Source organism: Rhodopila sp. (assembly GCF_965277825.1).
In the GTDB taxonomy this organism is placed as follows: Bacteria; Pseudomonadota; Alphaproteobacteria; order Acetobacterales; family Acetobacteraceae; genus Rhodopila.
Genome location: NZ_OZ255846.1, coordinates 732,547 through 759,034, shown reverse-complemented (window position 1 = coordinate 759,034; position 26,488 = coordinate 732,547). Strand labels below are relative to the sequence as shown.

25 protein-coding genes and 6 pseudogenes are annotated in these 26,488 nt (G+C 60.6%); 16 read left to right on the top strand and 15 right to left on the bottom strand.

The window, feature by feature from the left end; genetic code table 11:
• Positions 1-90: 90 nt before the first annotated feature.
• The 4 genes from ACQY4T_RS04100 (at position 91) to ACQY4T_RS04085 (ending at position 1,343) form a co-directional block, all read left to right on the top strand.
• Entirely contained in the window at positions 91-381 is a 291-nt protein-coding gene (locus tag ACQY4T_RS04100; RefSeq protein ID WP_428538047.1) for a hypothetical protein, read from the top strand.
• Between the two features lie 523 nt (positions 382-904).
• Complete coding sequence (locus ACQY4T_RS04095; protein WP_428538044.1) at positions 905-1,072, top strand: helix-turn-helix domain-containing protein; 168 nt, start codon at positions 905-907, stop codon at positions 1,070-1,072.
• Positions 1,073-1,093: 21 nt separating this feature from the next.
• On the top strand, positions 1,094-1,216 hold the full coding sequence (locus ACQY4T_RS04090) for a hypothetical protein (RefSeq protein WP_428538041.1): 123 nt from the start codon (positions 1,094-1,096) through the stop codon (positions 1,214-1,216).
• 1 nt (position 1,217) lies between these two features.
• Positions 1,218-1,343 (top strand): hypothetical protein, encoded by a 126-nt coding sequence (locus ACQY4T_RS04085; protein WP_428538038.1) that lies wholly within the window; start codon positions 1,218-1,220, stop codon positions 1,341-1,343.
• Positions 1,344-1,430: 87 nt separating this feature from the next.
• Here the strand turns inward: ACQY4T_RS04085 and ACQY4T_RS04080 are convergent.
• A pseudogene (locus tag ACQY4T_RS04080) lies at positions 1,431-1,538 on the bottom strand (IS630-like element ISAli3 family transposase); the annotation flags it as partial.
• 231 nt (positions 1,539-1,769) lie between these two features.
• On the opposite strand from ACQY4T_RS04080, the gene ACQY4T_RS04075 reads away from it, so the two are divergent.
• Positions 1,770-2,708 (top strand): IS1595 family transposase, encoded by a 939-nt coding sequence (locus ACQY4T_RS04075; protein WP_428538035.1) that lies wholly within the window; start codon positions 1,770-1,772, stop codon positions 2,706-2,708.
• 148 nt (positions 2,709-2,856) lie between these two features.
• A complete protein-coding gene (locus tag ACQY4T_RS04070; RefSeq protein ID WP_428538032.1) occupies positions 2,857-3,315 on the top strand; it encodes an HNH endonuclease signature motif containing protein in 459 nt (152 codons plus the stop codon).
• A 157-nt stretch (positions 3,316-3,472) separates the two neighbouring features.
• Here ACQY4T_RS04070 and ACQY4T_RS04065 read toward each other — a convergent pair whose 3' ends face one another.
• Entirely contained in the window at positions 3,473-4,168 is a 696-nt protein-coding gene (locus tag ACQY4T_RS04065; RefSeq protein WP_428538029.1) for a hypothetical protein, read from the bottom strand.
• 747 nt (positions 4,169-4,915) lie between these two features.
• Positions 4,916-5,332: pseudogene (locus tag ACQY4T_RS04060) on the bottom strand (helix-turn-helix domain-containing protein); the annotation flags it as partial.
• 70 nt (positions 5,333-5,402) lie between these two features.
• Here ACQY4T_RS04060 and ACQY4T_RS04055 point away from each other — a divergent pair.
• A complete protein-coding gene (locus ACQY4T_RS04055) occupies positions 5,403-6,347 on the top strand; it encodes an IS1595 family transposase (protein WP_428538026.1) in 945 nt (314 codons plus the stop codon).
• 560 nt (positions 6,348-6,907) lie between these two features.
• Here the strand turns inward: ACQY4T_RS04055 and ACQY4T_RS04050 are convergent.
• Positions 6,908-7,492 carry a DUF3800 domain-containing protein gene (locus ACQY4T_RS04050; protein WP_428538023.1) on the bottom strand — a complete coding sequence of 195 codons (585 nt, stop codon included), beginning with the start codon at positions 7,490-7,492 and terminating at the stop codon, positions 6,908-6,910.
• Positions 7,493-8,423: 931 nt separating this feature from the next.
• Here ACQY4T_RS04050 and ACQY4T_RS04045 point away from each other — a divergent pair.
• Positions 8,424-8,831, top strand: a complete 408-nt coding sequence (locus tag ACQY4T_RS04045; protein ID WP_428538020.1) for a hypothetical protein — start codon at positions 8,424-8,426, stop codon at positions 8,829-8,831.
• A 52-nt stretch (positions 8,832-8,883) separates the two neighbouring features.
• Here ACQY4T_RS04045 and ACQY4T_RS04040 read toward each other — a convergent pair.
• Positions 8,884-9,093: pseudogene (locus tag ACQY4T_RS04040) on the bottom strand (transposase); the annotation flags it as partial.
• Positions 9,094-9,178: 85 nt separating this feature from the next.
• On the opposite strand from ACQY4T_RS04040, the gene istA reads away from it, so the two are divergent.
• Both istA and istB read left to right on the top strand, forming a co-directional pair.
• On the top strand, positions 9,179-10,213 hold the full coding sequence (gene istA / locus ACQY4T_RS04035; protein ID WP_428538017.1) for an IS21 family transposase: 1,035 nt from the start codon (positions 9,179-9,181) through the stop codon (positions 10,211-10,213).
• Positions 10,210-11,055 carry an IS21-like element helper ATPase IstB gene (gene istB, locus ACQY4T_RS04030; protein WP_428538014.1) on the top strand — a complete coding sequence of 282 codons (846 nt, stop codon included), beginning with the start codon at positions 10,210-10,212 and terminating at the stop codon, positions 11,053-11,055. Before istA ends, istB begins: the two co-directional genes overlap by 4 nt.
• Positions 11,056-11,252: 197 nt before the next feature.
• Here the strand turns inward: istB and ACQY4T_RS04025 are convergent.
• From ACQY4T_RS04025 to sdhC, 4 genes and pseudogenes are all read right to left on the bottom strand, one after another.
• Positions 11,253-12,118: pseudogene (locus ACQY4T_RS04025) on the bottom strand (IS630 family transposase); the annotation flags it as partial.
• Between the two features lie 149 nt (positions 12,119-12,267).
• Positions 12,268-14,079 (bottom strand): succinate dehydrogenase flavoprotein subunit, encoded by a 1,812-nt coding sequence (gene sdhA / locus ACQY4T_RS04020; RefSeq protein ID WP_428538011.1) that lies wholly within the window; start codon positions 14,077-14,079, stop codon positions 12,268-12,270.
• Between the two features lie 17 nt (positions 14,080-14,096).
• Entirely contained in the window at positions 14,097-14,492 is a 396-nt protein-coding gene (gene sdhD, locus ACQY4T_RS04015) for a succinate dehydrogenase, hydrophobic membrane anchor protein (protein ID WP_428538008.1), read from the bottom strand.
• An 8-nt stretch (positions 14,493-14,500) separates the two neighbouring features.
• Positions 14,501-14,908: a succinate dehydrogenase, cytochrome b556 subunit gene (gene sdhC / locus ACQY4T_RS04010; RefSeq protein ID WP_428538005.1), complete on the bottom strand. Its 408-nt coding sequence runs from the start codon at positions 14,906-14,908 to the stop codon at positions 14,501-14,503.
• Positions 14,909-15,125: 217 nt separating this feature from the next.
• Here sdhC and ACQY4T_RS04005 point away from each other — a divergent pair, with 217 nt between their 5' ends.
• Complete coding sequence (locus ACQY4T_RS04005; protein WP_428542696.1) at positions 15,126-15,323, top strand: helix-turn-helix domain-containing protein; 198 nt, start codon at positions 15,126-15,128, stop codon at positions 15,321-15,323.
• A 41-nt stretch (positions 15,324-15,364) separates the two neighbouring features.
• Here ACQY4T_RS04005 and ACQY4T_RS04000 read toward each other — a convergent pair.
• Positions 15,365-16,433 (bottom strand): IS630 family transposase gene (locus ACQY4T_RS04000; protein WP_428538002.1). Its coding sequence is split into 2 segments (ribosomal slippage): positions 15,365-15,941 and positions 15,940-16,433, totalling 1,071 coding nucleotides; the frame shifts between segments, so codons are not numbered across the junction.
• 227 nt (positions 16,434-16,660) lie between these two features.
• Between ACQY4T_RS04000 and ACQY4T_RS03995 the strand changes: the two are divergent.
• From ACQY4T_RS03995 to ACQY4T_RS03980, 4 genes and pseudogenes are all read left to right on the top strand, one after another.
• Positions 16,661-17,490, top strand: a pseudogene (locus ACQY4T_RS03995) (IS256 family transposase); the annotation flags it as partial.
• A gap of 43 nt (positions 17,491-17,533) precedes the next feature.
• A complete protein-coding gene (locus ACQY4T_RS03990) occupies positions 17,534-17,890 on the top strand; it encodes a transposase (protein ID WP_428542693.1) in 357 nt (118 codons plus the stop codon).
• Complete coding sequence (locus ACQY4T_RS03985) at positions 17,785-18,234, top strand: IS5 family transposase (RefSeq protein ID WP_428537999.1); 450 nt, start codon at positions 17,785-17,787, stop codon at positions 18,232-18,234. Before ACQY4T_RS03990 ends, ACQY4T_RS03985 begins: the two co-directional genes overlap by 106 nt.
• Before the next feature lie 16 nt (positions 18,235-18,250).
• A pseudogene (locus tag ACQY4T_RS03980) lies at positions 18,251-18,664 on the top strand (transposase); the annotation flags it as partial.
• 731 nt (positions 18,665-19,395) lie between these two features.
• Here the strand turns inward: ACQY4T_RS03980 and ACQY4T_RS03975 are convergent.
• Complete coding sequence (locus ACQY4T_RS03975) at positions 19,396-20,175, bottom strand: HpcH/HpaI aldolase family protein (protein ID WP_428537996.1); 780 nt, start codon at positions 20,173-20,175, stop codon at positions 19,396-19,398.
• 188 nt (positions 20,176-20,363) lie between these two features.
• Here ACQY4T_RS03975 and ACQY4T_RS03970 point away from each other — a divergent pair, with 188 nt between their 5' ends.
• A complete protein-coding gene (locus tag ACQY4T_RS03970) occupies positions 20,364-21,518 on the top strand; it encodes an ISNCY family transposase (protein WP_428532901.1) in 1,155 nt (384 codons plus the stop codon).
• Between the two features lie 128 nt (positions 21,519-21,646).
• Here ACQY4T_RS03970 and ACQY4T_RS03965 read toward each other — a convergent pair whose 3' ends face one another.
• The 4 genes from ACQY4T_RS03965 to ACQY4T_RS03950 form a co-directional block, all read right to left on the bottom strand.
• The gene (locus ACQY4T_RS03965) at positions 21,647-22,414 is read right to left on the bottom strand and encodes an ABC transporter ATP-binding protein (RefSeq protein WP_428537993.1); all 768 of its coding nucleotides are present in this window, start codon (positions 22,412-22,414) and stop codon (positions 21,647-21,649) included.
• On the bottom strand, positions 22,411-24,192 hold the full coding sequence (locus ACQY4T_RS03960) for an ABC transporter permease subunit (RefSeq protein ID WP_428537990.1): 1,782 nt from the start codon (positions 24,190-24,192) through the stop codon (positions 22,411-22,413). The genes ACQY4T_RS03965 and ACQY4T_RS03960 overlap by 4 nt, the downstream gene beginning before the upstream one ends.
• Positions 24,189-25,202 carry a branched-chain amino acid ABC transporter permease gene (locus ACQY4T_RS03955; protein WP_428537987.1) on the bottom strand — a complete coding sequence of 338 codons (1,014 nt, stop codon included), beginning with the start codon at positions 25,200-25,202 and terminating at the stop codon, positions 24,189-24,191. Before ACQY4T_RS03955 ends, ACQY4T_RS03960 begins: the two co-directional genes overlap by 4 nt.
• Before the next feature lie 111 nt (positions 25,203-25,313).
• Positions 25,314-26,420, bottom strand: a complete 1,107-nt coding sequence (locus ACQY4T_RS03950) for an ABC transporter substrate-binding protein (RefSeq protein ID WP_428537984.1) — start codon at positions 26,418-26,420, stop codon at positions 25,314-25,316.
• Between the last annotated feature and the right edge of the window lie 68 nt (positions 26,421-26,488).

The window sequence follows — 26,488 nt, the reverse complement described above, 5'->3', positions numbered from 1 at the left end:
GGGAATTCCGTCAGGATCCGGCGATACAGCCGCCGGGCGGTGTGGCGTTGCTTCCGCGGTGCGCGGCAGTCTCCGTCCAGCACTTTGTCGATGAGCGCCGCCACGGCGGCCAGCTTCGGGCTTAATCCTGGGCGGGTAGTGATACATCGGCAGAACGGCACTGCCGACCGCCTGGCGCACAATGCGCCGATGAACGCCGAACTTCGCGGCAACACCCGCGATCGTGTCGATCCCAAATTCATGCTCCCAATGAAGCCGCTCGAACAAATCCACTTTGGCTCTCCAGTCCACGCCAAGTTCCCCGTCCAATCGGGGCAACCCTGGGTTGAAGGGCCGGGGGTGGGCCAAAATTCGCCAGCACTGCTGGGCCGAATTCGATAGCAGAGCTATCGGAGGAAGGGTCCGCCTTTGTTGCCTATATGGGCGCTCGGTTGGCCGATACGCTGTGCCTGCAAGAGGATCGCCGTGTCGGGCGTGACAACTGCGTGTTATGGCGCGGCAAAACGCTGCAAATCCCTGAGCAGACACACCGCCATCACTACGTCCGGGCGACCATCCGGTGTATGAATAACTTGATGGCGGTCTGGTCATCTTCGATGGGCCGCGCTGCCTAAGCAGAGATTCGCGGCTTGGCTAAGAGGTCGGCGACGGCATGGTTGGAGTCAAGCCTCGCGAAGCGACCGCCAAAGGCGGCTTGGCTTGACTCTGGTCGCGTCGGCGCAGGCACAATCAGCCATCGGAGGGACAACGTCCTTGGCAACGACAAGAGTTCACTGAAACGAAGGTAGTCTCAGACATTCTCCATCAGGTTGAGTTCAGGAGTGTGGCTAGCTGATGAATTGTCCGGGTTTGGTAGCTCGTGAAGTGTCCGGTCATCTGGATCTCTTGTGTCGGGGGTTTGCAGATGGATCGGGCACGCATTCACAAGGGCATACGTCGGATGCGTTTTGCGGATATTCTGGGCCGCTCCGAGCGGTCGGAGCTGAGCCAGATGGAAGCGGCTGAGTTGCTTGGGATCAGCGAGCGGACGTTCCGCCGTTGGCGGAATCGGCATCAGGAGTTTGGCCTGTAGGGTCTGCACGACCGGCGTCTGGTGCTGTCGCTGCGTCGCGCGCCGGCGGCGGAGATCGAGCGGATGCTGGGCCCGTATCGGGATCTCTACCGCGGCTTCACGGTGCGGCACTTCCACGAACAGTTGCGCAAACGGCACAATTGAGGTGCTGGGCTACACGGTGATAAAGCTGCACCTGCAGCGCGCAGGCCTGGTGGTTCGGGCCAAGACGCGCTCGGCGCGCCGCAAGAAGCGGCCGCGCCGGCCGAAGAACGAAGCGGACAGATCATGAGCTAAGAAAATCGGACAGGTCTATGATCGAGCGGCAAGGTTAAGTTCCGGATGAAGTTTGTTTAAGCGCAGATATTCTGTTGAGGATCAGTTCCGGTGAGTAGGGCGGCAGCGGCACCAGGCTGATGTTGTCAAGCACTTTCACTCTATCGTCTTGCTGATGCCAGCCGGCGCCGTCGAGCGTCACCACACCATGCGCTGTGACGCAACATACGCTCGATCAGCAGGCAGTGTTTGTCGACCTCCGCATCACGCTCGCTCGCCGTGCCCTGCAGCACGGCCTGCGGCTGTTCAGCCGCCTTGGCCGCTCGCGCAGCATCTGCCGCAAGTTTGATGGGTGGTCCGGCAAGGCGGAGAGCTCGATTGGCGATGTTATACTTGACTGACCCAGAGTAGGGGGATAAGGTTGTGGTCATTGGAGGTTCCGATGGCTAAGTCGATCCTGTCCGCCGACCATTTCCACGATGAAGCCGCCGCGTTGGCCTTCGTTGAAGCGCGCATCTGGCCGAATGGGCCGACATGCCCGCGTTGCGGCGAGCGGAACCGGATTGGGCGCTTAAACGGCAAAACCACCAAGCTCGGCATGTGCAAGTGCTACGTCTGCCGTAAGCCGTTCACTGCGACCAATGGTACGGTCATGGAGTCCAGCCATATCCCGCTCCACATTTGGTTGCAGGCGATGCACCTGCTTTGCAGCAGCAAGAGAGGTATTAGCACTCAGCAGCTTCACCGGACCTTGGGCGTAACCCTCAAATCGGCTTGGTTCCTCTCGCATCGCATCCGCGAGGCGATGAAGGTTCTGCACGTGGATCCGATGGGTGGCGCTGGTATGACCGTGGAGGGGGATGAGACCTTCATTGGCCGCAAATCCACAAGCCGCGCTTTTGAGCCGCCTGGCCTCAAGCAAGCAGTCTTCGCATTGGTTCAGCGCGGGGGCAGCGTCCGCAGCTTTCATGTGCCGAACGTGACTGCCGCAAACCTTCGCCCCATCATCGTCAAGCACGCTCATGCGGACAGCCGCTTTCAAAGTGACGAATCGCCCCTCTATGGCACTGTCGGCACCCTGTACGCCTACCACGGCGTAACCAACCACTCGAGCAAGGAATACGTGCGAGACGACGACTACACAAACACCATTGAAGGCTATTTTTCGATCGTGAAGCGCGGGATTTATGGGGTTTATCAGCACGTTTCAGAAGCCCATTTGAAGCGGTATTTGGCGGAGTTCGACTTCCGCTATTCGAACCGGGCGAAGCTGGGCGTTGATGACAGCGCTCGGGTCAGCTTGGCGGTATCTGGTATCGTGGGAAAGCGCCTCACTTATCGAACGACTCGTGGCAGAGGGCCAATCCCGGCTTCCTCTTAAGCCAAGGCGAGATCATGTCAGGCGACGGGGAACATTTACTGCTGATCCGCGCCAAGGCGAACTTTTCCCATATCCGCCGAGATGACACGTGATTGGTTCATTTGGGGAAGACCGCCCGCCAATTCCTGCCGGGATCAGGAGGCGCGTCTTGGTCGAAGCTGGGCACAGATGCGCCATCCCGACATGTCGATACATCGAGGTCGATATTCACCATATTATCCCGTGGGGGCAGTGTAAGGCGCACGAGTACGACAACCTCATCGCTCTCTGTCCTAATTGTCACAGGCGCGCCGACCGAGGGGAGATTGACCGTAAAAGTTTGCGGCTCTACAAGGTCAACCTTCGGTTCGCTCATGATAAATTTTCCCAGCTTGAAATGGACATCTTACTGGAGTTGTTCAGCTTAAAACTGCCGCAGAATGCGATTATGTTGCTGCCATTCATGAATATCTTGTTGAAGCGAAGTTTTGATGCTGGATACACCCTCGTTAACGCCAACCCTACTGGTCCAGTCACCATCGGCGGGATGAGAGCAAATCCTGACTTCCTTACCATCACGGATGCCGGCCGGACATTCATTGCGGACCTTGGCATCTTTGAGATGTAGGCCAAAAGGGAGATAAACTGATGCCAGCACGCAAACCGACGCCGCGCGATGAGAAACCCCAACGCGAGCGTTTTGTTGAGACCGCAAAGGAAATCGGTGCCTCGGATAATCCGGAGGATTTCGAGCGCCTATTTAGCAAGGTTGTGGTGCAACGCCTTCACCCTGCCCCGCTCTCTGATAGACGGGACGCCAGTCCCTCGAAAAAGTCTCGCACGTGATCTAACACCCGAGCGGCCTCTTTCATCATAGCTTTCGCGAGCATGGGCTGCTGATCCGCGTCGCGCTGCGAGCTTTTGGGTTGCTGACCGATCGCCTTAATCCGCGCCTCACACTGATCCAGAATTTGGTGCCACTCCGCCAAATCGATGGGTTTATCTGGAAAACTAACAGACAACGCTCCCCCGAGGGTTCGCACGCCTATCTCAGCCGCCCGCATCGAGTGAAAGACGCAGGCTGTGTACAAGCCAAATGCATAGGACTCGCCCGCCTGACTAAGCTCTCGGGCCACTCTGGGAAAGGCGGCTTGAACGGATGGCGCCAACTCCAAGCGGTAATAACCAACCGCTTCCGTAGGCATAAACACAAAGAACAGTGTTCTTAGCTCGGCATGAATAGTCTCTATCAAGGTGCTAAGCTCTCCGGCCGTGGAGGGCAGCGCCTCAACGCGCCAGTTAAGTAGTTCCGACGACACTGGCAGTCGTAGGGCTTTGCATTCGGCTAAGGCTCGTCTCAAAGTATCGCGAAGATCGTCGGTTTCCTGCTGTCCCATAAGGCGTCCAAAGGGCCGAGGGGGAACATCTTCGACATCTTCAAAAATCGCTACGGCTCGTTCGAGTTGAACGCCGAGAGCCATATATCCAGCTGCCGATATCTCTAACACGTCAGACAGGCTCCGAAGCCGGCGGTCTCCCCATACTTCGCAACGACCGGCGGCGCTCACGAAGCACCCCCAACACTAGCCCAGCAGCGATGGGTCAGTAAAGTATAACATTGGCGCTCAATTGACCCGCGCCATCATGATCAACGCGGCCGAATCGGCTCCAATGACCCCGGCGTGTCAGTTCCGGCAACCGACGTGGCAGCGGCGCGCGCCATTCGCAGACCAGGTCCGAAACTGTGACATCGTTCTACGTGATCGCAAACGCCATGTCCAAGCCTCTTCACCTGAACAGGCCTTCAATCCCTACCCGCGTCACAGGCGGGTCAAAGCGTCGGGACGAATGGTATGACATAAGATTGTGACGAAGAAACGGAACGATTCCAGCAATGATTGACGTGAAGCCAGGGATCGAGGGGTCCCAGGCTTAAGTGCAGTATGCCTGTGATGACGATAATCAGCGGTTGAAACGGCCAGCGGCAAAGCCCAAGCGATTTACCGGAATAAGGGCGCCAATTCTGGCTGCTAATGCGGGTACGTAAGATCCGTCGGTGCCGTGGCGCCAGCGCGGCGCCGCATCTCATGCGCTTCGTCGGCCAATAGCCGGGGCTGCGAGCTGCAGGGCGCTGAGGATGGCCATAATGTTCCGTGAACCCCGGCGCCGTGCATCCGGCGGAGCGCCTGCTGAATCTGCCAGCGCGGCTGGCTATGACGCCCGCGGCCTCACTTGATCGAATTTTTAAAAGCCTCCTGCGCCGCCGCATCCTTCCTGGGATGATACGGCCGCGGCTGCAGCTGGGTGAGCTTCAGTTTGTGCAGCCACTTGCCGATCGTGCGTTCGGGTACGGTGACCGAGAACCGCCTTGTCACCTCGGCGCGCAGATCGACACAGCGCCAGCGGATGACCTTATGGATGTTCGGATCAGGCCCGGCGATCACCAGCTCGCGCAGTTCCGCCATCTGCGCCTCGCTCAGTTTGGCGCGCGCCCCCGGTGGCTTGCGCGACACCAGGCCGTCAAGGCCGGCATGGTTATAACGATGCACCCAGTCGCGCAGGGTCTGACGGTCCATGCCCGCCTGGCGCGCGGCATCAAGCCGCGAGACCCCGTCGTGGATCATCGCGATTGCCAACAGCCGCCGGGCCGGCGATATTATACTTGCCAAACCCACAGGTAGGCATTAGGGTAGGTTCATAGACGGAGCCGCTCAGATGCCCAGCATTCTCGATAAACCCTATTTCCGCGATGAAGCCGCAGCCTATGCAAAATTGGAAAGCATCGTTTGGCCGAATGGCCCGGTCTGCGTGCATTGCGGCGAGACAAACCGGATCGGGCTCCTAAAGGGCACCGCGACGCGGCCTGGCGTCTACAAATGCTATCGCTGCCGCAAGCAGTTCCGTGTGACGGTCGGCACAGTGTTCGAGGCGTCCCACATCGCGCTGAGGCATTGGTTGCAGGCCGTCTTTCTCATGGTGTCCAGCAAGAAAGGCGTAAGCAGCAATCAAATCCACCGGACTATGGGCATCACGCTGAAAAGCGCGTGGTTCATGACCCATCGCATCCGGGAAGCCATGAAACAGCCGGGATGGCCGACTGGTGGGAAGTTGGGTGGTTCCGGGATGGTCGTTGAGGCTGACGAGACCTTTGTTGGTGGCAAGGCCGCAAACCGCGCGTACGGCCCTATCCCGCTGAAGCAAGCGGTCTTTGCGCTCGTTGAGCGTAACGGCGGCGTTCGCAGTTTCCATGTTCCCGATGTCACTGCCGCCAATCTGGTCCCCATCATTGCGCGCCATGCGCATGTTGATAGCCGCTTCATGACGGACGAAGCGAACACGTATAGCCGCACTGGTCGTTGGTTCAGGGATCAGCAAACGGTTAACCATGCCGCCAAGGAATACGTTCGCGACGATGCCTACACGAACACGCTGGAGGGGTATTTCTCCATTCTGAAGCGCGGCATTTACGGAATCTACCAGCACGTGTCCGAGGCGCATCTGAACAGATATCTTGCGGAATTTGACATCCGCCACACCAACCGGATCAAAACCGGCTCTGATGACATGGCTCGCATGGATCGGGCGCTGGCGGGTATCGTCGACAAGAGGCTCACATACCGTGGCACTGATCGAAACAGGGCAACGGCACCTCACGCCTAGACCAAAGCGACTACCTGATCGCCGGGAACGAGCCAGCATCACGGATCAGCGCCAGCTTGAACTGGATGTATGATTTGTACCTGGATAAATCTGTAGAATCGATCCTGAGTCGGAAAGACGAGTCCTATCAAAGACTTAGCAACCCCTTGATTCCACAAGGAGAATCGCCTATTGCCGAATCGGCGAGCAACGCAGGTTGCCCATGTTGCGGTTACGCGGCAGTCGGATGGATGCCTTCCAGTGGGGTGGGCTAGATACCGCCGATGGTAATTGGGTCCGGGGCTCGCTGCCTTTTCACAGATGCTGGTAAGAAATCCAGAATTTCAAGTTGCCTACGACGCGCCATCATTCGTACATCTGAGGGCAGAATTTTGAATCCGAAGTCATAGATTCGGTTTCGTTTGCTCATACACATGCGACCACACAGAGTTTTAGCAAACTCAGGCTTAACAAGCCCCTCGCTTGTGAACTCTAGGGCTTGGAAGAAAGCACTCACGACACAATCAGCGAACTGTAGGCCGGCCCGTTCCTTCGCTGGATAGACATGGAACTGGTCGAAATCAATGACAGGCCCAGCACGGAACCCAATAGTCGTTGAACATCAACCCAAGTTCGTCCTGATCCTTAAGATACGAGGGATATCTTGTGACATCCTTGATTCTAACGCCACCCCGCGAGGATATCTCAAACCGAACAGGCCTGATTTCTCCATGGTGAGAAACCGATCGCCGACAGCAATAGTCCGATACACGTTCAATTAGAACGCGCATTATCCAACAATAAAACCAGGCTGTTACGTTGATTCTAGCCTGCGATGCTCGAAGTTTCAAATAGCCCGTCATATTCCTCTTATTTGATACTACAGTAATCAGCCTAACTGGAAGTTCCGATATGTAGTCACACGCTACAGCTTTCTTATCATCTCGCAATTGTCGGAAATGTAGATGCCTTATCTGATGTTGCTTAAAGGACCCGAGGAAGTCTTTCAGAAACGGGAGAATATCATTCTCACGATCGGAACGGATCAACATGCAGGACAGCACAAACCATTCCGATGCACCATTTGCGTCAGCAGGCTTGACCCGTTCAAGGCCGTCGTCGCCAGCCTCATCTATATATGCTATGTAGCCAATCGGAGGCGCCATCAATGGATAGTAGGTCGGAAACGGAAACCAACGCTAGAGATTCACAAATCGACCGCTTCAAGGAACTCGCCCGCGAGCTCGGCTGTGATGAGGAGGAAGCGACGTTCGAGGACACTTTGAAGAAGGTGGCTGAGTCCAAGTCACTTCCTAAACATGAACCAAAAAGACGACCGCGCAGATCATAGGATGGGGACTATGGGAATATTCCGATTTGCCATCGCGGCCACGATTTTAAGTGCTCCTAGCATGGCGGGAGCCATTGATTACCGAAAGATAGAGATGTCTTGGACATTAAACTCGACGGTCAAAAGCTGGCTGAAAAGAGGATCGAGGTCGCAGCCTGGATGAATGAGATTTCTGACCATTGGCTTATGCAGGCAATCCAGCACGGCAATTCCCTGATCTACGTTGACGTCCGTTCGGTGCCCAGGGAGGAGCGCAAGCAATTGCTGGAGCGTTGCCAGCAAAGGTGTCCAGTCGTTGTACGGGGGACCGTAACACGAGTCGAAGCTGGCGATTGGGGCATAAAAGCAGATTCGGTCGAAGTATCTCCAACCCCATAGAAGGTTACGAGGGCGCCCGCGCCACGAAGCATTGCTTTTTGCAAGTTCCGGCGAATGCCTACCCCTTTTTTGGTTCGCGCTTTGCGACGATCGGATTAGCCGAGAAAACACCATTGCCGCTCAAGCTGGCGGAAGTGGCTACAAATTTCCCAATTGCGGCGTTGGCTCTCAGAGCCATTCCTGTTTGACGATTTCGAACAGACCCACCGCGACCGCCTGTGTTTTCGCGGTTTGCGGTCTATCAGTCTACGTTGGGTTCGCAAAGTATAATATCGCCGCGCAAATCAGCACGCGGGAGTCGCGCTCTGCTTACCAGCTCGATGCTCATGCAGCTTGCCCATGATCTGCCTGCCGCACGGAATGCGCCCTTGATCGATACGAGAACCAAACAACGGCTGATCCATATCCCGATTCGCGAGATCGTCTGCGATCGCGACGAGGCTGCCAACGACGCCCTTTTGCTGATCCACTGGACAGGCGGCCGCCATACGGAAGTTCGCGTTCCTCGTGTCAAAACTGGCCGCTACCCGAGCGACATGGTGCCGTCGGTAGAGGAACATCGAGCTTTCGCGGTCCATTTCGCTGTCGACCAGCGCCAAGCGCCGGGTGCCCGGGATCGCGGCACCCGTTTCATCAGCATTTCCTCGCGCGAGATTTCCATCGCCGCCAGTTCGCGCAACCGCTTCCACAGCCATTTCAGCTGCCGCCTGCGCATCGCGCGTTCCTTGGCCCCGCGATCCACACTTTCGGCGAATACACCGGGCAGCACTTCATAGGCCGTCGGCAGGCCCTCCGGCGTCACCACAACGGTGTATTATACCAACCGACTCATGAAGTGACCGTTTTTGTCCACTCTCGGGAGGCGATTGAGCGGATACGATCGGGTGCCGCGATGAGTTTGTTCCAGGCGTCGCAACAGGCGTCGACGATTGCCTCATAGGTCGCGTAGATGCGATTGCTGAGATCGTTTCCCCGCAGGAACTCCCAGATGTTCTCAACCGGATTGAGCTCGGGTGAATAAGGCGGCAGGTGGAGCATGTTGCCACCGCTGGAAAACTGACCCACCCCGCCGGTTGAAAACTGACCCATGTGTTTAGTGTGGTGCGCTTTGCCGGAGGGACCTGTGGTTCTGGCGGAGAGCGCGATGGAGATCCGGATTTTGAAGCGGCAGGGCTTGAGCGTGCGGGAGATTGCCCGCCGTACCGGCGTGTCACGCAACACAGTGAAGCGTTATCTCAAATCGACGGAGGACCCGGGCTACACGGCGCGTCCAGCGGTTGAGGGGAAGCTTGACGCCCACAAGGTGTTTTTGTCGGAGCGCATGGCGGCTGCAGATCCGGATCGGGTTCCTGGCATCGTGCTGCTGAGCGAATTGAGGCTGCGTGGCTACACCGGCGGGATCACCATCCTGCGTGAGCATCTGGCATCCTTGCGGCCCGTGGCGGTTCCCGACCCGGTTGTTCGGTTCGAGACCGAGCCAGGTCGGCAGATGCAGGTCGACTGGGCGGTCATGCGCCGCGGCGCGGATCCGCTGTCGGTGTTTGTCGCGGTGTTGGGTCACAGCCGGATGGCCTACGTGCAGTTCGTCACCGACGAGCGGCTGGAGACGCTGATCGCCTGCCACGAGGCGGCGTTCGCATTCTTCGGCGGCACGCCGCACGAGGTGCTGTACGACAACATGCGCACGGTCGTGATCGGCCGGGATGCGTATGGTCCGGGCAAGCATCGGCTGCAACCGGGGTTCCGCGACTTCGCCCATCACCATGGTTTCCTGCCCCGACTGTGCCGCCCGTACCGGGCGCAGACCAAAGGCAAGGTCGAACGTTTCATCCGATACTTACGCCACAGCTTCTGGGTGCCGCTGGACAGCCGGTTGCGTCCGCTCGGCGTCAAGGTCGATGCCGCGACGGCCAACATCGAAGGCCGCAAGTGGCTGCGCGACACGGCAAATGTGCGGCTGCACGGCACGACCGGGCGGGCTCCGGCGGAGCTGCTTGCGGAGGAACTGGAAAGGCTTTTGCCGCTGGCGGGTCCGTGGCAGGGCGATGTACCCCGCTCGGCGCCTGTTGTGTCGATCAGACAGCCTTTGGAGACCATCACGATCCAGCATCCGCTCAGCGTCTATGAGGCTCTCCTGGCCGCGCAGGCGGTTCGGTGAATCTCCAGCACGAGCGGCTGACCCAACTTTGCCTGGACCTGCGGCTGAGCGGGGTTGCGCTGAGCTACGCCGCCGCGGCGCAGACCGCGGCCGCGACCGAGGCATCCTTCACCGACTTCCTGGAGACGGTGCTGCGCGGAGAGTTGGAGACCCGCCGGGCCCGGGCGCGGACGATGCTGTCGCGGGTTGCAGGCTTCCCGGCGATCAAGACACTGGACCAGTTCGACTTCGCGTTTGCGGTCGGTGCGCCGAAGCAGCAGATCCAGCACCTGGCAGGACTGGGCTTCATCGATCGCGCGGAGAACGTGATCCTGCTGGGACCATCGGGGGTCGGCAAAACCCATATCGCCATCAGCCTGGGGTACCTGGCGACACAGGCTGGGATCAAGACGCGGTTCATGCCGGCGGCCGATCTGGTGCTGTTGCTGGAAACCGCGCAGCGCCAAGGTCGGTTAAAGGAAGCCTTGCATCGGGCCGTCTCGATGTATCGGCTGCTGATCATCGACGAGATTGGCTACCTTCCGCTGTCGCGCGATCAGGCGAACCTGCTGTTCCAGGTGGTCGCCAAACGGTATGAGCGCGGGTCGATCGTGCTGACCTCGAACCTGACCTTTGGCAGTTGGGATCAGGCACTTGCCGGGGATGCCGTGCTGACGGCCGCCATGCTCGATCGACTGATGCATCACGCGACCGTCGTGCAGATTGGCGGCGACAGCTACCGGCTGCGCGACAAGAGGAAGAGCGGCATCATGCCAAAGTCCGCGCCTCACCCACCGTCACAGGTCGATGCGGCAACTACGGCTCTCCCAGGGCCGATCGCCGAGAACCGGCCGAACCCATGATCCCGCCGTCGGTCGCCGACCTCAAGCCCGGCGTCTGCGACGCCCCGCTGCGCGGCTGCGGGGCTTGACCTCGGCGCCCAACAGCGAGGCAGGCTTACATGCCGTAACGCACCACTGCGTCCTGAGGCAGCCGGGTGGGTCAACTTTCAACCGGCGCCCCACGCCACCGGTGGGTCAGTTTTCAACCGGCGTTGACAGAGCAGGCCAATGTTGTCGGGCACCACCAGACGGTTGCCCAGTTGGTGCCATCCTGCACCGTCCAGCGTCAGCACCGCGAAGCCGCCTTGGCTGACCTGAGTGCTGATTTCTTGTAGATGCAGGTTCATGGCGTGGACATTGGCGTGCGGCAGCACGAGCCCGGCGCCGACGCCTCGCGCCGGGCAGACCGCGCCGAACAAGTACGCCCATTTATAACGTTGATCGCGTGGCGCGGTCGGACGGCTGCCACGCTCCGCCCAGATGCGGGTCAGGGTGCCTTGCTGACCAACGCGCGCTTCGTCCTGCCACCACAGCTCGATCGGCTTACCCTGTGCGGCAGCGGGAACCGCAGCGGCGACCAGGTCGGCGAAGTTTTTTTATGCGCCTGCTGCGCTGCGGCGTTGGCCTGAGGATGGCGGGGGCGCACCGAGATGTGGCTGAACGTCAAGGTCTTCAGCATCCGCCCGACGCTGCGCTCGTCCATCGGCACGAAAAAGCGTGCCAGGATCCGGTCCCGCAGATCGCGCAACCGCCAGCGCACGACACCGTCTTCAGTCATATCCGGCCCTTGGCGGACCCAGGCCGCGAGTTGGGTCTTCTCCTCGACGGTCAGCTTCGGTGGCGCACCACCGCCGTGCGGACGGTCCGACAGGCCGTCGATCCCCTGCTCGTTGTAGCGGTGCACCCAGTCGCGCAGCGTCTGCCGATCCATGCCGCAGGTCTTGGCGGCTGCCGCACGACCGTGACCCTCCAACACCAACGCCAAGGCCAGAAGCCGCCGCACGACACTCGCCTCGCAAACACCCGACGCGTATTCGCGCAATGAACCCGCATCGTGATCGCGCCGTGTGATCTGCACCGTCATGCCGCTCGCCTCGCATCCAGAACGGGCAAATCGAATCATGCCGCCTCGAGCCGGCGGAAATCACATACGAGTCAACGCAACCGTCGGCTGGTATAAGATCAGCGAGGCGGTGTGAGGAGAGTCGATCTATTGGAGCGCCTCTACTAGGCTCAGTAGACCCTCTTCTTTGGCGGAAAGACGGATACTTCATTGGTTAGCGTTCGCATTTTCACAGGCCGATAATCCAGTTTCACTTTCCCACTTTTGTCGCACCAAGCCAGGGTGTGCTTCATCCAAGTCTGATCGTCGCGGTCTGGGTAGTCGTCATGCGCATGTGCACCTCTGCTTTCAGAGCGCGCTTCCGCCCCAACCATCGTCGTCATTGCGTTACTTATAAGATTGCTTAGCTCTAACGCCTCCATCAGGTCGCTGTTCCAGATCAGACTTCGGTCTTTGACAGACATATCGGCCATCCCAGTCCAGATCTCCCTCATTTTCTCCACGCCTTCGGTCAGGCTACTTGCATCACGGAATACCGCTGCGTGGCTCTGCATAGAACGTTGCATTGCTAACCGAAGCTCCGCGACCCTAGTGCCCCCTTTGGCGTACCGGGCGTGGTCGAACCGATCAAGCGAGGCTTCACCGGCTTTAGGGGGCAATGGAGACTGGACGGCTCCAGGGCGAATTGTTTTGGAGACGCGATGAGCTGCAGCGCGGCCAAAAACTACAAGGTCGAGTAGCGAGTTTGTGCCGAGGCGATTTGCGCCATGAACTGAAACACACGCCGCTTCACCGACTGCCATCAATCCGGGGATCACAGCGTCGGGATTGTCGTGCGCCGGGCGTAGCACCTCAGCATAAATATTTGTCGGTATACCCCCCATGTTATAATGGACCGTGGGCAGAACCGGAATCGGATCCTTCGTTACGTCAACGCCGGCAAACACCCTTGCGGTTTCCGAGATTCCCGGCAAACGCTCGACTAGCAAGTCGGACCCAAGATGCTCCAAATGGAGCATGATATAATCTTTTGCCGGGCCACAGCCACGTCCAGCATTTATTTCCAATGTCATTGAGCGAGAAACAACGTCTCGGCTGGCAAGATCCTTTGCAGTTGGCGCATAACGTTCCATAAAGCGCTCGCCATCCCTGTTGGTCAGATAGCCGCCTTCACCACGTGCACCTTCAGTGATTAGACAGCCTGCGGGAAAGATCCCCGTTGGATGAAACTGCACAAATTCCATGTCTTGAACAGGTAAACCTGCGCGGAGTACCATGCCTGTGCCATCGCCAGTGCAAGTATGTGCTGATGTGCACGATAAATAGGCTCGACCGTACCCACCTGTTGCTATCACAACTCTTTGCGCCCGAAATCGATGCATGCTGCCGTCTTCTAGGTTCCAGGCTACTACGCCGCGACAGATGCCCTCGTGATCCACAATCAAGTCTAGCACAAAGTATTCGACGAAGAATTCCGTTCCGTGCTTCAGGCTTTGCTGGTATAACGTGTGTAAAATGGCATGGCCCGTGCGATCGGCCGCAGCACACGCACGCACGGCGGGCTCTTTGCCGTATTCAGTCATATGGCCGCCAAAGGGACGCTGATATATAAGTCCGTCCTCAGTGCGGCTGAATGGAACGCCGTAACGTTCCAACTCATAAATGGCCGGGATAGCTTCGCGGCACATGTACTCAATCGCGTCTTGATCGCCAAGCCAGTCGGATCCTTTGACGGTGTCATACATGTGCCACCGCCAGTCGTCCTCTCCCATGTTTCCTAGCGCCGCGCCAATTCCGCCTTGTGCTGCAACAGTGTGACTGCGGGTTGGAAAAACCTTCGTAATGCAGGCCGTGCTAAAGCCGGAGGCGCCCATTCCGAGCGCCGCCCGCAGGCCGGAGCCCCCAGCACCGACAACTATAACGTCATAGGTGTGGTCCAATATTTTGTAGGCTCGTGATGAAGGCATTGTAATCGCATTCATAGCGTTCTCCTCTGCACTCAGAGCCCGATTTTCAACACTGACACGATACAAGCTGTCGCTAGAAGCGCAGACGCGGCCCTCACTGCCAAAACGATGCCCCATCTAGCTAGATCGCCGCGGACGTAGTCCTCGATCACCATTTGCATCCCCAGTTGGAGATGGTGAAAAGTTGTCACAATAAGAACGAGCATCAAAGTCAGGCTGGCGGTCGATGACATCCAGTTTATTACGGCTTGATGCGACGCGCCCGAAAGGCGAATCACGGAATAGATAAACCAAAGGGACAAGGGAACTAGGCAGAGAGCAGTCAAACGCTGTGCCCACCAATGATGTGAACCCGCACGCGTCGATCCTCGGCCGTGAGCTGCACCAACCGCGGAACGCGCAACGCCAACTCGTGGTCCTCCGGACATGTCGGCCCCTACCAAAGTAATAGTCCTATGATCCAAACTAGTGTTATAAAGGCGCCAGTTAGGAAAACCACAGCCCAGCCAGACGTCTTATACATAGGCGCGTCAAAACCAATTCCGAAATCCCACAGCAGATGGCGAACGCCACTAAAGAAATGGAATATAAGTGCGGCGCACCAGGCAAACATCAAAGAGAACCCTGGCACGGAACCCACAAACCGCTGCACCGTATCAAATGCTGCGTCAGAACCCGCGGCAGCGACAAGCCACCAAGTGAGTAACAGGGTGCCGCCTGCGAGGCCGACGCCGGTTACGCGATGAATAATCGATAGCGCCATACTAATCGGCCATTGATAGACTTGCAGGTGCGGCGACAACGGGCGACCCACAAGTTTGCCCTCAGAGTTCGGCGCGATCATCTTCGCGTCCCTTTCGTCTCGCACGCGTGGCTCCAGTCTTGTCAGTTTCAATTCAGTTAGATCTGACGACGGCGTCGGAATCGTCAAGGCTGATTAACTCCGCGGGAATAGGCAGTCAACGCAGGGGGTAGTCTCTATGGCTAGCTGATGAATTGTCCGGGTTTGGTAGCTGGTGAAATGTCCGGTCATCTGGATCTCCTATGTCGGGGGTTTGCAGATGGATCGGGCACGCATTCACGAGGGCATACGTCGGATGCGTTTTGCGGATATTTTAGGCCGCTCCGAGTGGTCGGAGCTGAGCCAGATGGAAGCGGCTGAGTTGCTTGAGATCAGCGAGCGGACCTTCCGCCGTTGGCGGGACCGGCATCAGGAGTTGGCCTGTCAGGTCTGGACAACCGGCGTCTGTATTGCTTAGTAAAGAGTAGGATTTGTAGTGATCATTTTATACCAACCGACTCATGAAGTGACCGTTTTTGTCCAGTCTCGGGAGGCGATTGAGCGGATACGATCGGGTGCCGCGATGAGTTTGTTCCAGGCGTCGCAACAGGCGTCGACGATTGCCTCATAGGTCGCGTAGATGCGATTGCTGAGATCGTTTCCCCGCAGGAACTCCCAGATGTTCTCAACCGGATTGAGCTCGGGTGAATAAGGCGGCAGGTGGAGCAGGCCAATGTTGTCGGGCACCACCAGACGGTTGCCCAGTTGGTGCCATCCTGCACCGTCCAGCGTCAGCACCGCGAAGCCGCCTTGGCTGACCTGAGTGCTGATTTCTTGTAGATGCAGGTTCATGGCGTGGACATTGGCGTGCGGCAGCACGAGCCCGGCGCCGACGCCTCGCGCCGGGCAGACCGCGCCGAACAAGTACGCCCATTTATAACGTTGATCGCGTGGCGCGGTCGGACGGCTGCCACGCTCCGCCCAGATGCGGGTCAGGGTGCCTTGCTGACCAACGCGCGCTTCGTCCTGCCACCACAGCTCGATCGGCTTACCCTGTGCGGCAGCGGGAACCGCAGCGGCGACCAGGTCGGCGAGTTTTTTTATGCGCCTGCTGCGCTGCGGCGTCGGCCTGAGGATGGCGGGGGCGCACCGAGATGTGGCTGAACGTCAAGGTCTTCAGCATCCGCCCGACGCTGCGCTCGTCCATCGGCACGAAAAAGCGTGCCAGGATCCGGTCCCGCAGATCGCGCAACCGCCAGCGCACGACACCGTCTTCAGTCATATCCGGCCCTTGGCGGACCCAGGCCGCGAGTTGGGTCTTCTCCTCGACGGTCAGCTTCGGTGGCGCACCACCGCCGTGCGGACGGTCCGACAGGCCGTCGATCCCCTGCTCGTTGTAGCGGTGCACCCAGTCGCGCAGCGTCTGCCGATCCATGCCGCAGGTCTTGGCGGCTGCCGCACGACCGTGACCCTCCAACACCAACGCCAAGGCCAGAAGCCGCCGCACGACACTCGCCTCGCAAACACCCGACGCGTGTTCGCGCAATGAACCCGCATCGTGATCGCGCCGTGTGATCTGCACCGTCATGCCGCTCGCCTCGCATCCAGAACGGGCAAATCGAATCATGCCGCCTCGAGCCGGCGGAAATCACATACGAGTCAACGCAACCGTCGGCTGGTATTAGACGTCCCCTCAGATCGGGAGGGGCACTGGAAACACGACGGGACTCTCTCAGATTATCCCGATTACTGTCATACCGATGAGCCTGTCCATGAATCTGTGTGCGAGGCATAACCGACGCCAAGGAGCGTATGATGCCGAGCAAAGTGAAGAACGTAGAGCGTGAGGTATCCAAGCAGCCGTCGATCCCGAAGGAACTGGTCGATCTGTTCCTGAGCGGTCCGATGACCGGCGAGGCGATCAACCAGGCGGGTATCGCGTTCAAGAAGGCGCTGATCGAGGCTTCGCTGAACGCGGAGCTGAGCCACCATCTGGGCTACGCGCCAGGCGCGGAGAAGCCCGGGCAGGTCAGCAACCACCGTAACGGCGCTACCAGCAAGACGGTGTTGACCGGTGACGGCCGTGTCCTGATCGAGACGCCGCGTGACCGCGAGGGCAGCTTCGAGCCGCTGCTGCTCCCTCCTTCGCGTGCTCAGTCGCCCAAGCACGCCCGCCGTTTCACCGCCTTCGACGACAGCATCGTGGCGCTATATGCGCGTGGCCTGACGGTGCGTGAGATCCAGGGCTATCTGCTGGAAAGCTATGGCAGCGAGGTCAGTCCGCAGTTGATCAGCACGGTGACCGACGCCGTGCTGTCGGAGGTCACGGCGTGGCAGAGCCGGCCGCTGGAGCCGGTTATGCGGTGGTGTTCTTCGATGCGCTGCGGGTGAAGATCCGGGAAGACAACGTGGTGCGCAACAAGGCGGTGTATCTGGCGCTCGGGGTGCGGCGGGACGGCACACGCGAGATCCTGGGTCTGTGGATCGAGACCACCGAGGGCGCCAAGTTCTGGATGAAGGTGTTCAACGACCTGCGCAGCCGCGGCGTGCTCGACATCCTGATCGCGGTGACCGACGGGTTGACCGGTATGCCTCAGGCGCTGGACGTGGTGTTTCCCCAGACCAACCTGCAAACCTGCTCTATCTGATCCGCAACAGCCTCGACTAGGCTCAGAACCCAATTAAACAATAGTCCCGGCTCGGTTCCCGACCCATCGTCGAGGGGTCAGGCCGGGCCGCATCAGCGGCATCCTGCATGTGCTGAAGTTTGGTTGCCGCTGGCGCGACTGTCCCGCAGTCTATGGCCCGCATACCACGATCTACAATCGCTTTAACCGGTGGTCGAAATCCGGCATCTGGCAGCGCATACTGCAACAGCTGATCACCCCGGAGACGGTCGATTTGCAAAGCATCGACAGCACCACCGCCAAGGCGCACCGATGCAGTGGCGGAGGAAAAGGGGGGCCGATTTGCAGGCGATCGGGCGCAGCCGAGGCGGCCGAACGACGAAAATCCACGCCGTTGCCGACCGCCGCGGGCGTCTGATCGGGTTCGATCTAACCCCCGGGCAGAGAAGCGACATACGAGCCGCCAACGACTTGCTGGCGAAACTGCCAAAGGCCGACCATCTGCTCGGCGATACCGCCTATGACAGCGACGACCTTCGCGGCTCGCTGGCAGAGCGCGGAACCACCCCGGTGATCAAGCCCAACCCGAGGCGCAAGAACGTCCCCGCGTTCGACACCACGATCTACAAACTACGCAACCTGATCGAGCGAGCCTTCGCCCATCTGAAGGATTGGCGCCGCGTCGCCACCCGCTACGACAAGCTCAAGCGAAATTTCAGCGCGACAGTCGCACTGGCGGCCATCATCATCTGGTGGACTTGAAATTGAGTCCGGAGCCTACGCCAGTTGGAAGCACCGCAAACCGCTGGCGGCGGCGTTGCGTCCAATCTATGCCGCGGCCAGTGCGGAGGCTGCCGTTGCGGCGCTGGACGCGTTCGCGGCGGGCGAATGGGGGCGGAAATTCTCCACCGTGGTGGGGACGCGCCTGGAACCACGTGATCCCGTTCTTTGCCTTTCCGCCCGAGATCAGGCGGGTGATCTACACCACCAATGCGATTGAAAGCGTGAATGTCCGCCTGCGAAAAATCATCAAGACTCGGGGTCATTTTCCCACTGACGATGCGGCGGGCAAGCTGATCTGGCTGGCGTTCGCAATATCACCGCCGGTTGGGGCACCGCGGCGCACCACTGGAAGGAAGCGATGAACCAGTTCGCGATCCTCTACGCGGAGCGCTTCACCCGGGAGGGTTGATGGCTTCCCATGCAAGACCTGCGCCACGCCCGCCTGGCCGAAGCTTGACGTCGTGCTCAGCCAGGTCAAATTGTGGGTCCTCGCCATGCTCGCCCCAGCGGGGCTGCGCGTGGCGGCCGTCCCGCCGCAAGCGGCGAATTTGACCGGGCCTGCGCGCGACTGCCGATGCGATCGCAGGCCGGGACGCAGGAACAGGCGCTTCGATCGAACCAAGGAACGTGGATCAAGAAACGTCATGGCAGCTTGCCGAGGAGGGTCATCCGTCCGATACAGTTAGTAATCCAACGATGGGTTGGGTGAGACAGAAACCGCCTCACACACAGAAGATCTGACACTCCCGACCTGCATCGTTCATCTGTTGCGCAATGCCCTGGCCCTCGTCTCCTGGCATGACCGCACCCAAGTTGCCGCCGCCCGCAGCCGCAATGCCGACCGGTTTGACAAGCCGGCGATCCCCTGCTCCCTGTATCTGTCCTCCAGTCGCGCAGCGTCTGCCGGTCCGTGCCGTAGTTCTTGGAAACTCCAGCCCACTCGAGATCCTACAAGACCAGAGCCAGCGCCCGCCGCGCAACACTTGCGTCGGCAACATAAACCGCGATCGCGCAACCAATCTGCATTATGATCGAACCGCGTGATCTGCATCGTCATCACCGCTTCGCCCCTATACAGAACGAGATGCCGCATCGAGCCGGAAAAAATCACTTTGGAGCAACTAATCCATCGTTTTGAGATTAGCTCGCGACATCTCCAGCGGCCTTGCGAGTTGCACCAACCGCTTCACGCGCAGCTCTAGCCATTAGCCCGCTATCGTTAGCAATAGTGCAAAGTTGGAAACCCATCTGCATCATTCGTGCAGCATAGGCAGCGGTGCCGTTGTGGATACCCGCAAACCTGCCGTATCTCTTGCACGAGGTCAGCAGCTTTCCATAGATTTCCAGAATGATTGGCTCCTCGCGATCTAGGATAGGGACCAGCCCGAGTGACAAACCCATGTCGGACGGACCGATGTAGATGCCATTAATGCCGGGAACACTGAGGATTTCATCAATGTTATCAATGGCCTGCTGGGTCTCAATCATTGGGATGACCAAGATCTCGTTGTTGGCAGTGGTTTGGTAGCCACTCACCTCGCCATACATGGCGGCGCGGATCGGGCCGTTACTGCGTTTGCCGTTTGGCGGATAAAGGCAGGCATCTGCTAGCGCTTTTGCCTCGGCGGCAGTGTTTACCATTGGGCAAATAATACCCATTGCCCCTCCGTCGAGGCACTTGCCGATGATTCCCGGCTCATTCCACGGCACGCGCACTAGCGGCGTAATCGGATGAGCCTGCATAGCCTGGAAGCATTGTACCATAGACAGGTAATCCTGCACTCCATGCTGCATGTCGACCGTGACGCTATCCCATCCGCACTGGGCCATCACCTCTGCGGAGAAACCAGACGGGATGGCAAGCCAACCATTGACGTTTGCTTTTCCCGCGTCGATGCGCGCCTTGAGCTTGGTAGTCATGGAGCCGTTCTCCCGAGCCTGTCGAGTAGGCACGCTAGTCGCGGGTCGGCGTAGCGTCAACGCAGCCCACAAAAGTGTTGGGAGCGCGTGATCTGTCCGTGTTTGTTAGCGCGTGAAATGTCCGGAATGTTCGCCGCCTGTTCGAGAGGTAGGACATGCGGCGACAACGGGCTTTGTGGGGTGTTTTCGTGAGCCGGTTCGAGGCCGCGCTGGAGCGCTTTCGCCATCGGCGTCTGAGCGCCGATCAGGCCGGGGACCTGCTTGGTGTATCGGGTCGGCAGTTCCGCCGTATGTGCGTCCGGTTTGACGACGAAGGCGTCGAGGGACTGCGCGACCGGCGCCTAGGGACGGCGTCGCCGCGGCGTGCTGACACCACGGAGATCGGTCGGATGTGCGCGCTGTATCGTGACCGATATCGGGATTTCTCGGTCAAGCACTTCCACGAGACAGCGCGCCGCGAGCACAACTACAAGCTCTGTTACACGGTCACCCGGCTGGCGCTGCAATCGGCTGGACTGGTGCAAAAGGCGACGCTGCGGGGCAAGCACCGCAAGAAGCGCGAGCGGCGGCCGCTGCCTGGCATGCTGCTGTTCCAGGACGGCTCGACGCATTGCTGGCTACCCGGCACCGCCGCCCAGCAGGACCTGATCGTCACCCTCGATGATGCCACCGGGCACATCACCTCGATCTTCCTGACCGAGCAAGAAGGCACCATGTCGAGCCTGCGGGGACTGGCTGAAACGATCCAGCGGCACGGGCTTTTCGGGGCGTTCTACACCGATCGCGGCTCGCATTATTTCCTGACGCCGGAGGCCAGTGGCAAAGTCGACAAACAGAACCTCACCCAGGTCGGCCGCGCCCTGGCACAGCTCGGCATCCGCCACATCCCGTCCTATTCGCCCGAAGCGCGCGGTCGCATGGAGCGGGCTTTCGGCACGCTGCAAGGTCGTCTTCCTCAGCAACTGCGGATCCGCGGGCTGGCCAGCGCCGAGGTTGCGAACGTGTATCTACGAGAGGTCTTCATGCCCGACTTCAATGCCCGCTTCGGCGTCGCGGCATCCGAGGCAGGATCCGCCTTTGTCGCCTATGTCGGCGCTCCGTTGGCGGATACGCTGTGCCTGCAAGAGGATCGCCGTGTCGGGCGGGACAACTGCGTGTCATGGCGCGGCAAAACGCTGCAGATCCCCGAGCAGACACACCGCCATCACTACGTCCGGGCGACGATCCGGGTGCATGAATACCCCGATGGCGGTCTGGCGATCTTCGATGGGCCGCGCTGCTTGGGCCGCTATGACCGCGACGCCGTAGCCATCCAACCAACCGTTCCGAGGGCCGCCGCATGACCATGCCATTCAACACTCCGGCGCATCAAAAACCACCGAGATGGACATTTGATTTGTTTTATCAGGCGGACATCTTCACGCGTCACGGACACGAAGGGGATTTTCAGATTCGTCTGACTGCCGAATGATTAACCCGGCAACCGGGCGTCACGCTTCCGCCCCAGATACGTCTCGATCACCCGCACATCCGATGCCAGATCAACGCACGGACCGTGCAGCGCCACCCGCCCCATTTCCAGCACATAGCCATACTCCGCCAACAGTAATGCCGCGCGCGCATTCTGCTCGACCAGCAAAATGGCGATCCCGCGATCGCGCAGCGCGCTTATCACGCGAAAAATGTCCACCACGATCTTCGGCGCCAGTCCCAGGCTCGGTTCATCCAACAGCAGCAGCTTCGGCTGGCCCATCAGTGCTCGCCCGAGCGCCAGCATCTGCCGCTCGCCGCCCGAAAGCGTGCCGGCCAACTGCCGGCGCCGTTCGGCCAGACGGGGAAATACCTCGAATACATCCGCCATCGAGGCTGCCAGATCGAGTCGCGGCGGAGACTCCGCCTGGCGGCCGCCCGGACGTGACCTTTGGGACCATCGGGCGAACCCGCCGAGCATCAGGTTGTCCTGCACGGTCATGTCGGTGAACAGGGCGCGGGTCTCCGGCACCAGCACGGCGCCGTGCCGTACCATCCAGCCTACCTCGCCCGCCGCCTGCCCGATAAACGAGACCTGCCCCTGGCGCGGTAGCAATCCCATCACCGCATGCATCAGCGTTGACTTCCCGGCACCGTTCGGCCCGACGATGGCGACGATCTGCGCTTGATCGACCGACAGCGTCACCCCGTGCAGCACCTCGGCTTTGCCGTAGCCGGCGGACAGGTTCTCCACTGACAGCACCGTCATGCGACGCCGCCCAGGTAGGCCTCCTGCACGATCGGGTCGTCTTGCACCTGGTCGGGTCGGCCGTCGGCGATCTTTTCGCCAAAATCCATCACCACCACCCGATCCGCCAGCCCCATCACGAAGTCCATGTCGTGCTCGACCAGCAGGATCGCCATGGCCTCACCGCGCAGAGCGCGCAGCAAACCGGCCAGCGCCTGTTTCTCCTGTAGCCGCAAGCCGGCGGCTGGCTCGTCCAACAGAAACACCAGCGGGTCCAGGCACAGCCCGCGGGCGATCTCCACCAGTCGTTGGCGCCCGAGCGGCAAACTGCCGACCGGGGCCAGCAGTACGTCATCCAGCCCGACGCGCGCCGCCTGTTCCCGCGCCGTCCGTAGCAAAGCCCGCTCCTCCAACCGATCCAGCCGCAGCATCGACCGCAGCATTCCCGCGCGGCCGCGCTGATGCGCGCCGAGTGCGATATTGTCGAGCACGCTCGCCTCCGGCAGCAGCTTGACATGCTGAAACGTTCGGGCGAGGCCGCGCCACGCAATTGCTCGCGCGCCTGACCCGTGGACGTCATGCTCGGTGAGCTGGATCCGTCCCGCGTCCGGCGCCAGCGCCCCGCTGAGCAGGTTGAAGGTCGTGCTCTTGCCGGCTCCGTTGGGGCCGATCAGCGCCACGATCTCACCGGCGTGCACCGCAAGGTCGATTGCCCGCGCCGCGACCAGCCCGCCGAACCGCTTCTCCAACGCGCTCGCTGCCAGGACCAGCGTGCCGTGTGGCGGCTTGTCCCGGCTCGGCAACGGGGCCGCGCGATCCCCTACCGGATTGCTCGGCGCGGGTCGCAACCGACCGCGGAACAGGGCGGGGGCGATGCCGCCGGGGGCGTAGCGCAGCAGCGCGATGACCACGAGGCTAAACGCCACCGTCTCGAAGTTTCCGGACGACCCGAGCAGGCGAGGCAGCAGATCATTGAGTTGGTCGCGCAGTAGCACGACGATAGCCGCGCCGAGGATCGCGCCGCCGAGATGCGCGGCGCCGCCGATCACGATCATGAAGACATATTCGATGCTGGCGCTGAGACCGAACGGCGCCGGGCTGATATAACGCTGGACATGGGCGAACAGCCACCCGGCGACGCCCGCCAGCAGCGCGGCCAGCACGAAGCTGGATCGGGCCAGTCGCGCGGTGTCGATGCCCAGGCTCTCCGCCATGACGCGGCTCTGCGCCAGTGCCCGCATCGCCCGACCGGTTCGGCTGCCCAGCAGGTTGGCGCAGAGCACGGTGGCGGCTATCAGCACTAACCCGATCAGTGCAGCGGCCGTGCCACGGCTGATGCCGGGGAACAGCGGCGGGATCTCGCCGAAACCATTGAAGCCGCCCAGACCGGGCAACACGCCGAACAGGTAGAAGAAGCTGGAGCACCAAGCGATGGTGGCAACCGGCAGGTAATGGCCGGAGATGCGCGAGGTGATCAGCCCGAGCAGAAACGCGGCGCCGCCGGTGACGGCAAGCCCGGCGACAAGCCCGGCCAGCGGCGGCCACCCGCCATAGCGGGTCATCCAGGCGGTTGTATAGGCGGCGAGTCCGACAAACGTAGCATGCCCGAACGATGTCTGACCGCTGACCCCGGTAAGCAGCACAAGCCCAAGCGCGGCGATAGCGGCAATCCCGATGAAGCCGGCGAGCGTCGCCTGATACTCTGTCAGCACGAATGGCAGAGCCAAACAGACCAGCAGCGCAACGATGGTCGGAACAAGGCCGCGCGATAGCGTTGCACCAGGGTGAACCCGGTTCACGCCTGGTCCTCCGGATTGCCGCGCGCCAGCGACAGCCAGATCAGCACTGGAATCAGCAGCGAGAACACGATGATGTTCTGATATTGGCTGGCCCAAAAGCCGGAGAACGATTCCAGCAGCCCGACTACCAGCGCCCCCGCCGCGGCCAGCGGGTACGATGCCAGGCCGCCAATCACCGCCGCGACGAAGCCCTTCAGACCGATCTCGAACCCGGTGTCGTACGACAGCGGTGTAATCGGCGCGATCAGCACGCCACTGACCGCCGCCGCGAAGCTCGCCAAGGCAAATGCGGCGCGCCCGCTGAGTGCGTGATCGACGCCGATCAGTCGCGCCCCCAGCCGATCCGACGCCGCGGCGCGCAGCGCTTTGCCGAGCAACGTGCTGACCGAGAACCACCGCAGCGCGCCGACCATGACCAGGCAGACCAGGGCGACGCTCAGCGACTGGCCGGAAATCTCGATCGGCCCAGCATCGAAGCTGGCATCAGTCAGCGGCGGGGTCGAAACCCCTTCGGCGCCGAAGCAATACAGCCCAATCCCGATCAGCACGAAGTGCAGCGCCATCGACACGATGAGCAGCGGCAGCATCGGCGCTTCGCCCAGCGGTTCGTAGGCAAAGCGATACAACAGGGGCCCGAGCGCGGTGACGATGGTCAGTGACAACAGCATCAGGACCGGGGTGGCAACGCCATACCGTGCCGCCGCCCAGGTGCACAGCGTCAGCACGGCGGGCGCCAACCCATAGCCCAGCAGCGCCGCCCAGCGGCCGCGGGCAAGCGAAAGCACCAGCGCCCAGGCGCACAGCGCGTCGAGCATCCACACCGTGCCAGGGATGCGGTGACTGATCAGCGAGGCCAGTGTCAGCGCCGCGAACGACACCAGATCACCCTGGGCGATGAAGATCACCCGCGTCACGGTGAACGCGATCAGCAGCCCGACCGCGAGCAGCACATAAATCGCCCCGGTGGTCAGCCCATCCTGCAGCAGCGCCAGGAGGATCGTCAGGTCCATTGCGGGCTCAGCGCCCGGTCGCGGACAACCTTGCCCGGCCCCGCCCGCGCCAGGACAGCGGGTGCGCCCGTTTCCCCACCCGGGACACCGGCGGCGATGGCAAGCGCGCCGCTACGGCAGCAGCTTCCACTGCCCATCGACCGCCTGAACCAGGACGCGCGCCCGGTCGTCCATGCCGTTGTGGTTGGTCGGGCTCATGGAGTACACCCCGTGCGTGCCGACCAGATCGTGGGTCTTCTCCAGGTTGCCGCGCAACGCCACCCGGAACGCCTCGGTGCCCGATTCTGCGGTCTGTAGCGCCGCGGGGATGGCGGCGCTGATCAGCAGCAAGGCGTCCTCGCTATAGCCTGCGAACGGGCTGACCGAATCCGGTCCGAACTTTGCGATAAGCGCTTTCATGAACGAAGTGGCCGGCCCGCGCGACGCATTGGTGTCGGGCAGTTGGTCATACACCACAACCGGGCCGGTCACTGCGATGGTGCCGTTCACCGCGGCACCGCCGACACGCAGGAAGGCCGGACTGACCATGCCGTGATTGCCGTAGATCAGTCCTTTGTAGCCACGCCGGTGCAGCGCCACGTCGGGCAGCGTTCCCGGCGTGCCCGATGCGCCGATCATCACCGCATCCGGCTTCTTGACAATCACCTTCAGCACCTGCGACTCGGCCGAGGTGTCAGTGCGGGCGTAGCGCTCATTCGCCACCAGCTTGATGCCGGCCTTGTCGGCGGCTTGCTTGGTTGCGTCATAGACCTGATCGCCGAACCCGTCGGCGAAACCGATATAGGCCACCGTCTTGACGCCGCGCTTCATCATATCGGCGACCAGAGCGTTCACCATCAGGCTGACTGGCTGCACAGCCGAGAAGGTGTAGGGGTCTTTCACCGGATCATAATCCAGCGGCGACGTCACGATCATCGGCACTTTGGCGGCGTTGGCGATCGGCTGCACCGCATTGGCGCAGGCGGTCAGCGACGGACCGATGATCGCATCGACATGATCTTCCTCAATCATGCGCTGGGCGATGGTGACCGACTGGCTGGCATCGGCGGCGTCGTCGCGGATGATGTAGCGGACGCTCTTGCCGTCGATCTCCGAGGGAAACACCGCGAAAGCGCTTTTGTAGCCGACACCCAGCGCTGCGGTCGGTCCGGTAATCGAAATGATCGCGCCGATCTTGATCTGCGCCGAGGCCGCCGTCGTCAGCATTCCGATCAGCATCGCTGCTATCCCGAAGACCCGCACTGCCCGCATGGTGACCCCCAACATGGATGATTGCTTCACGCCAG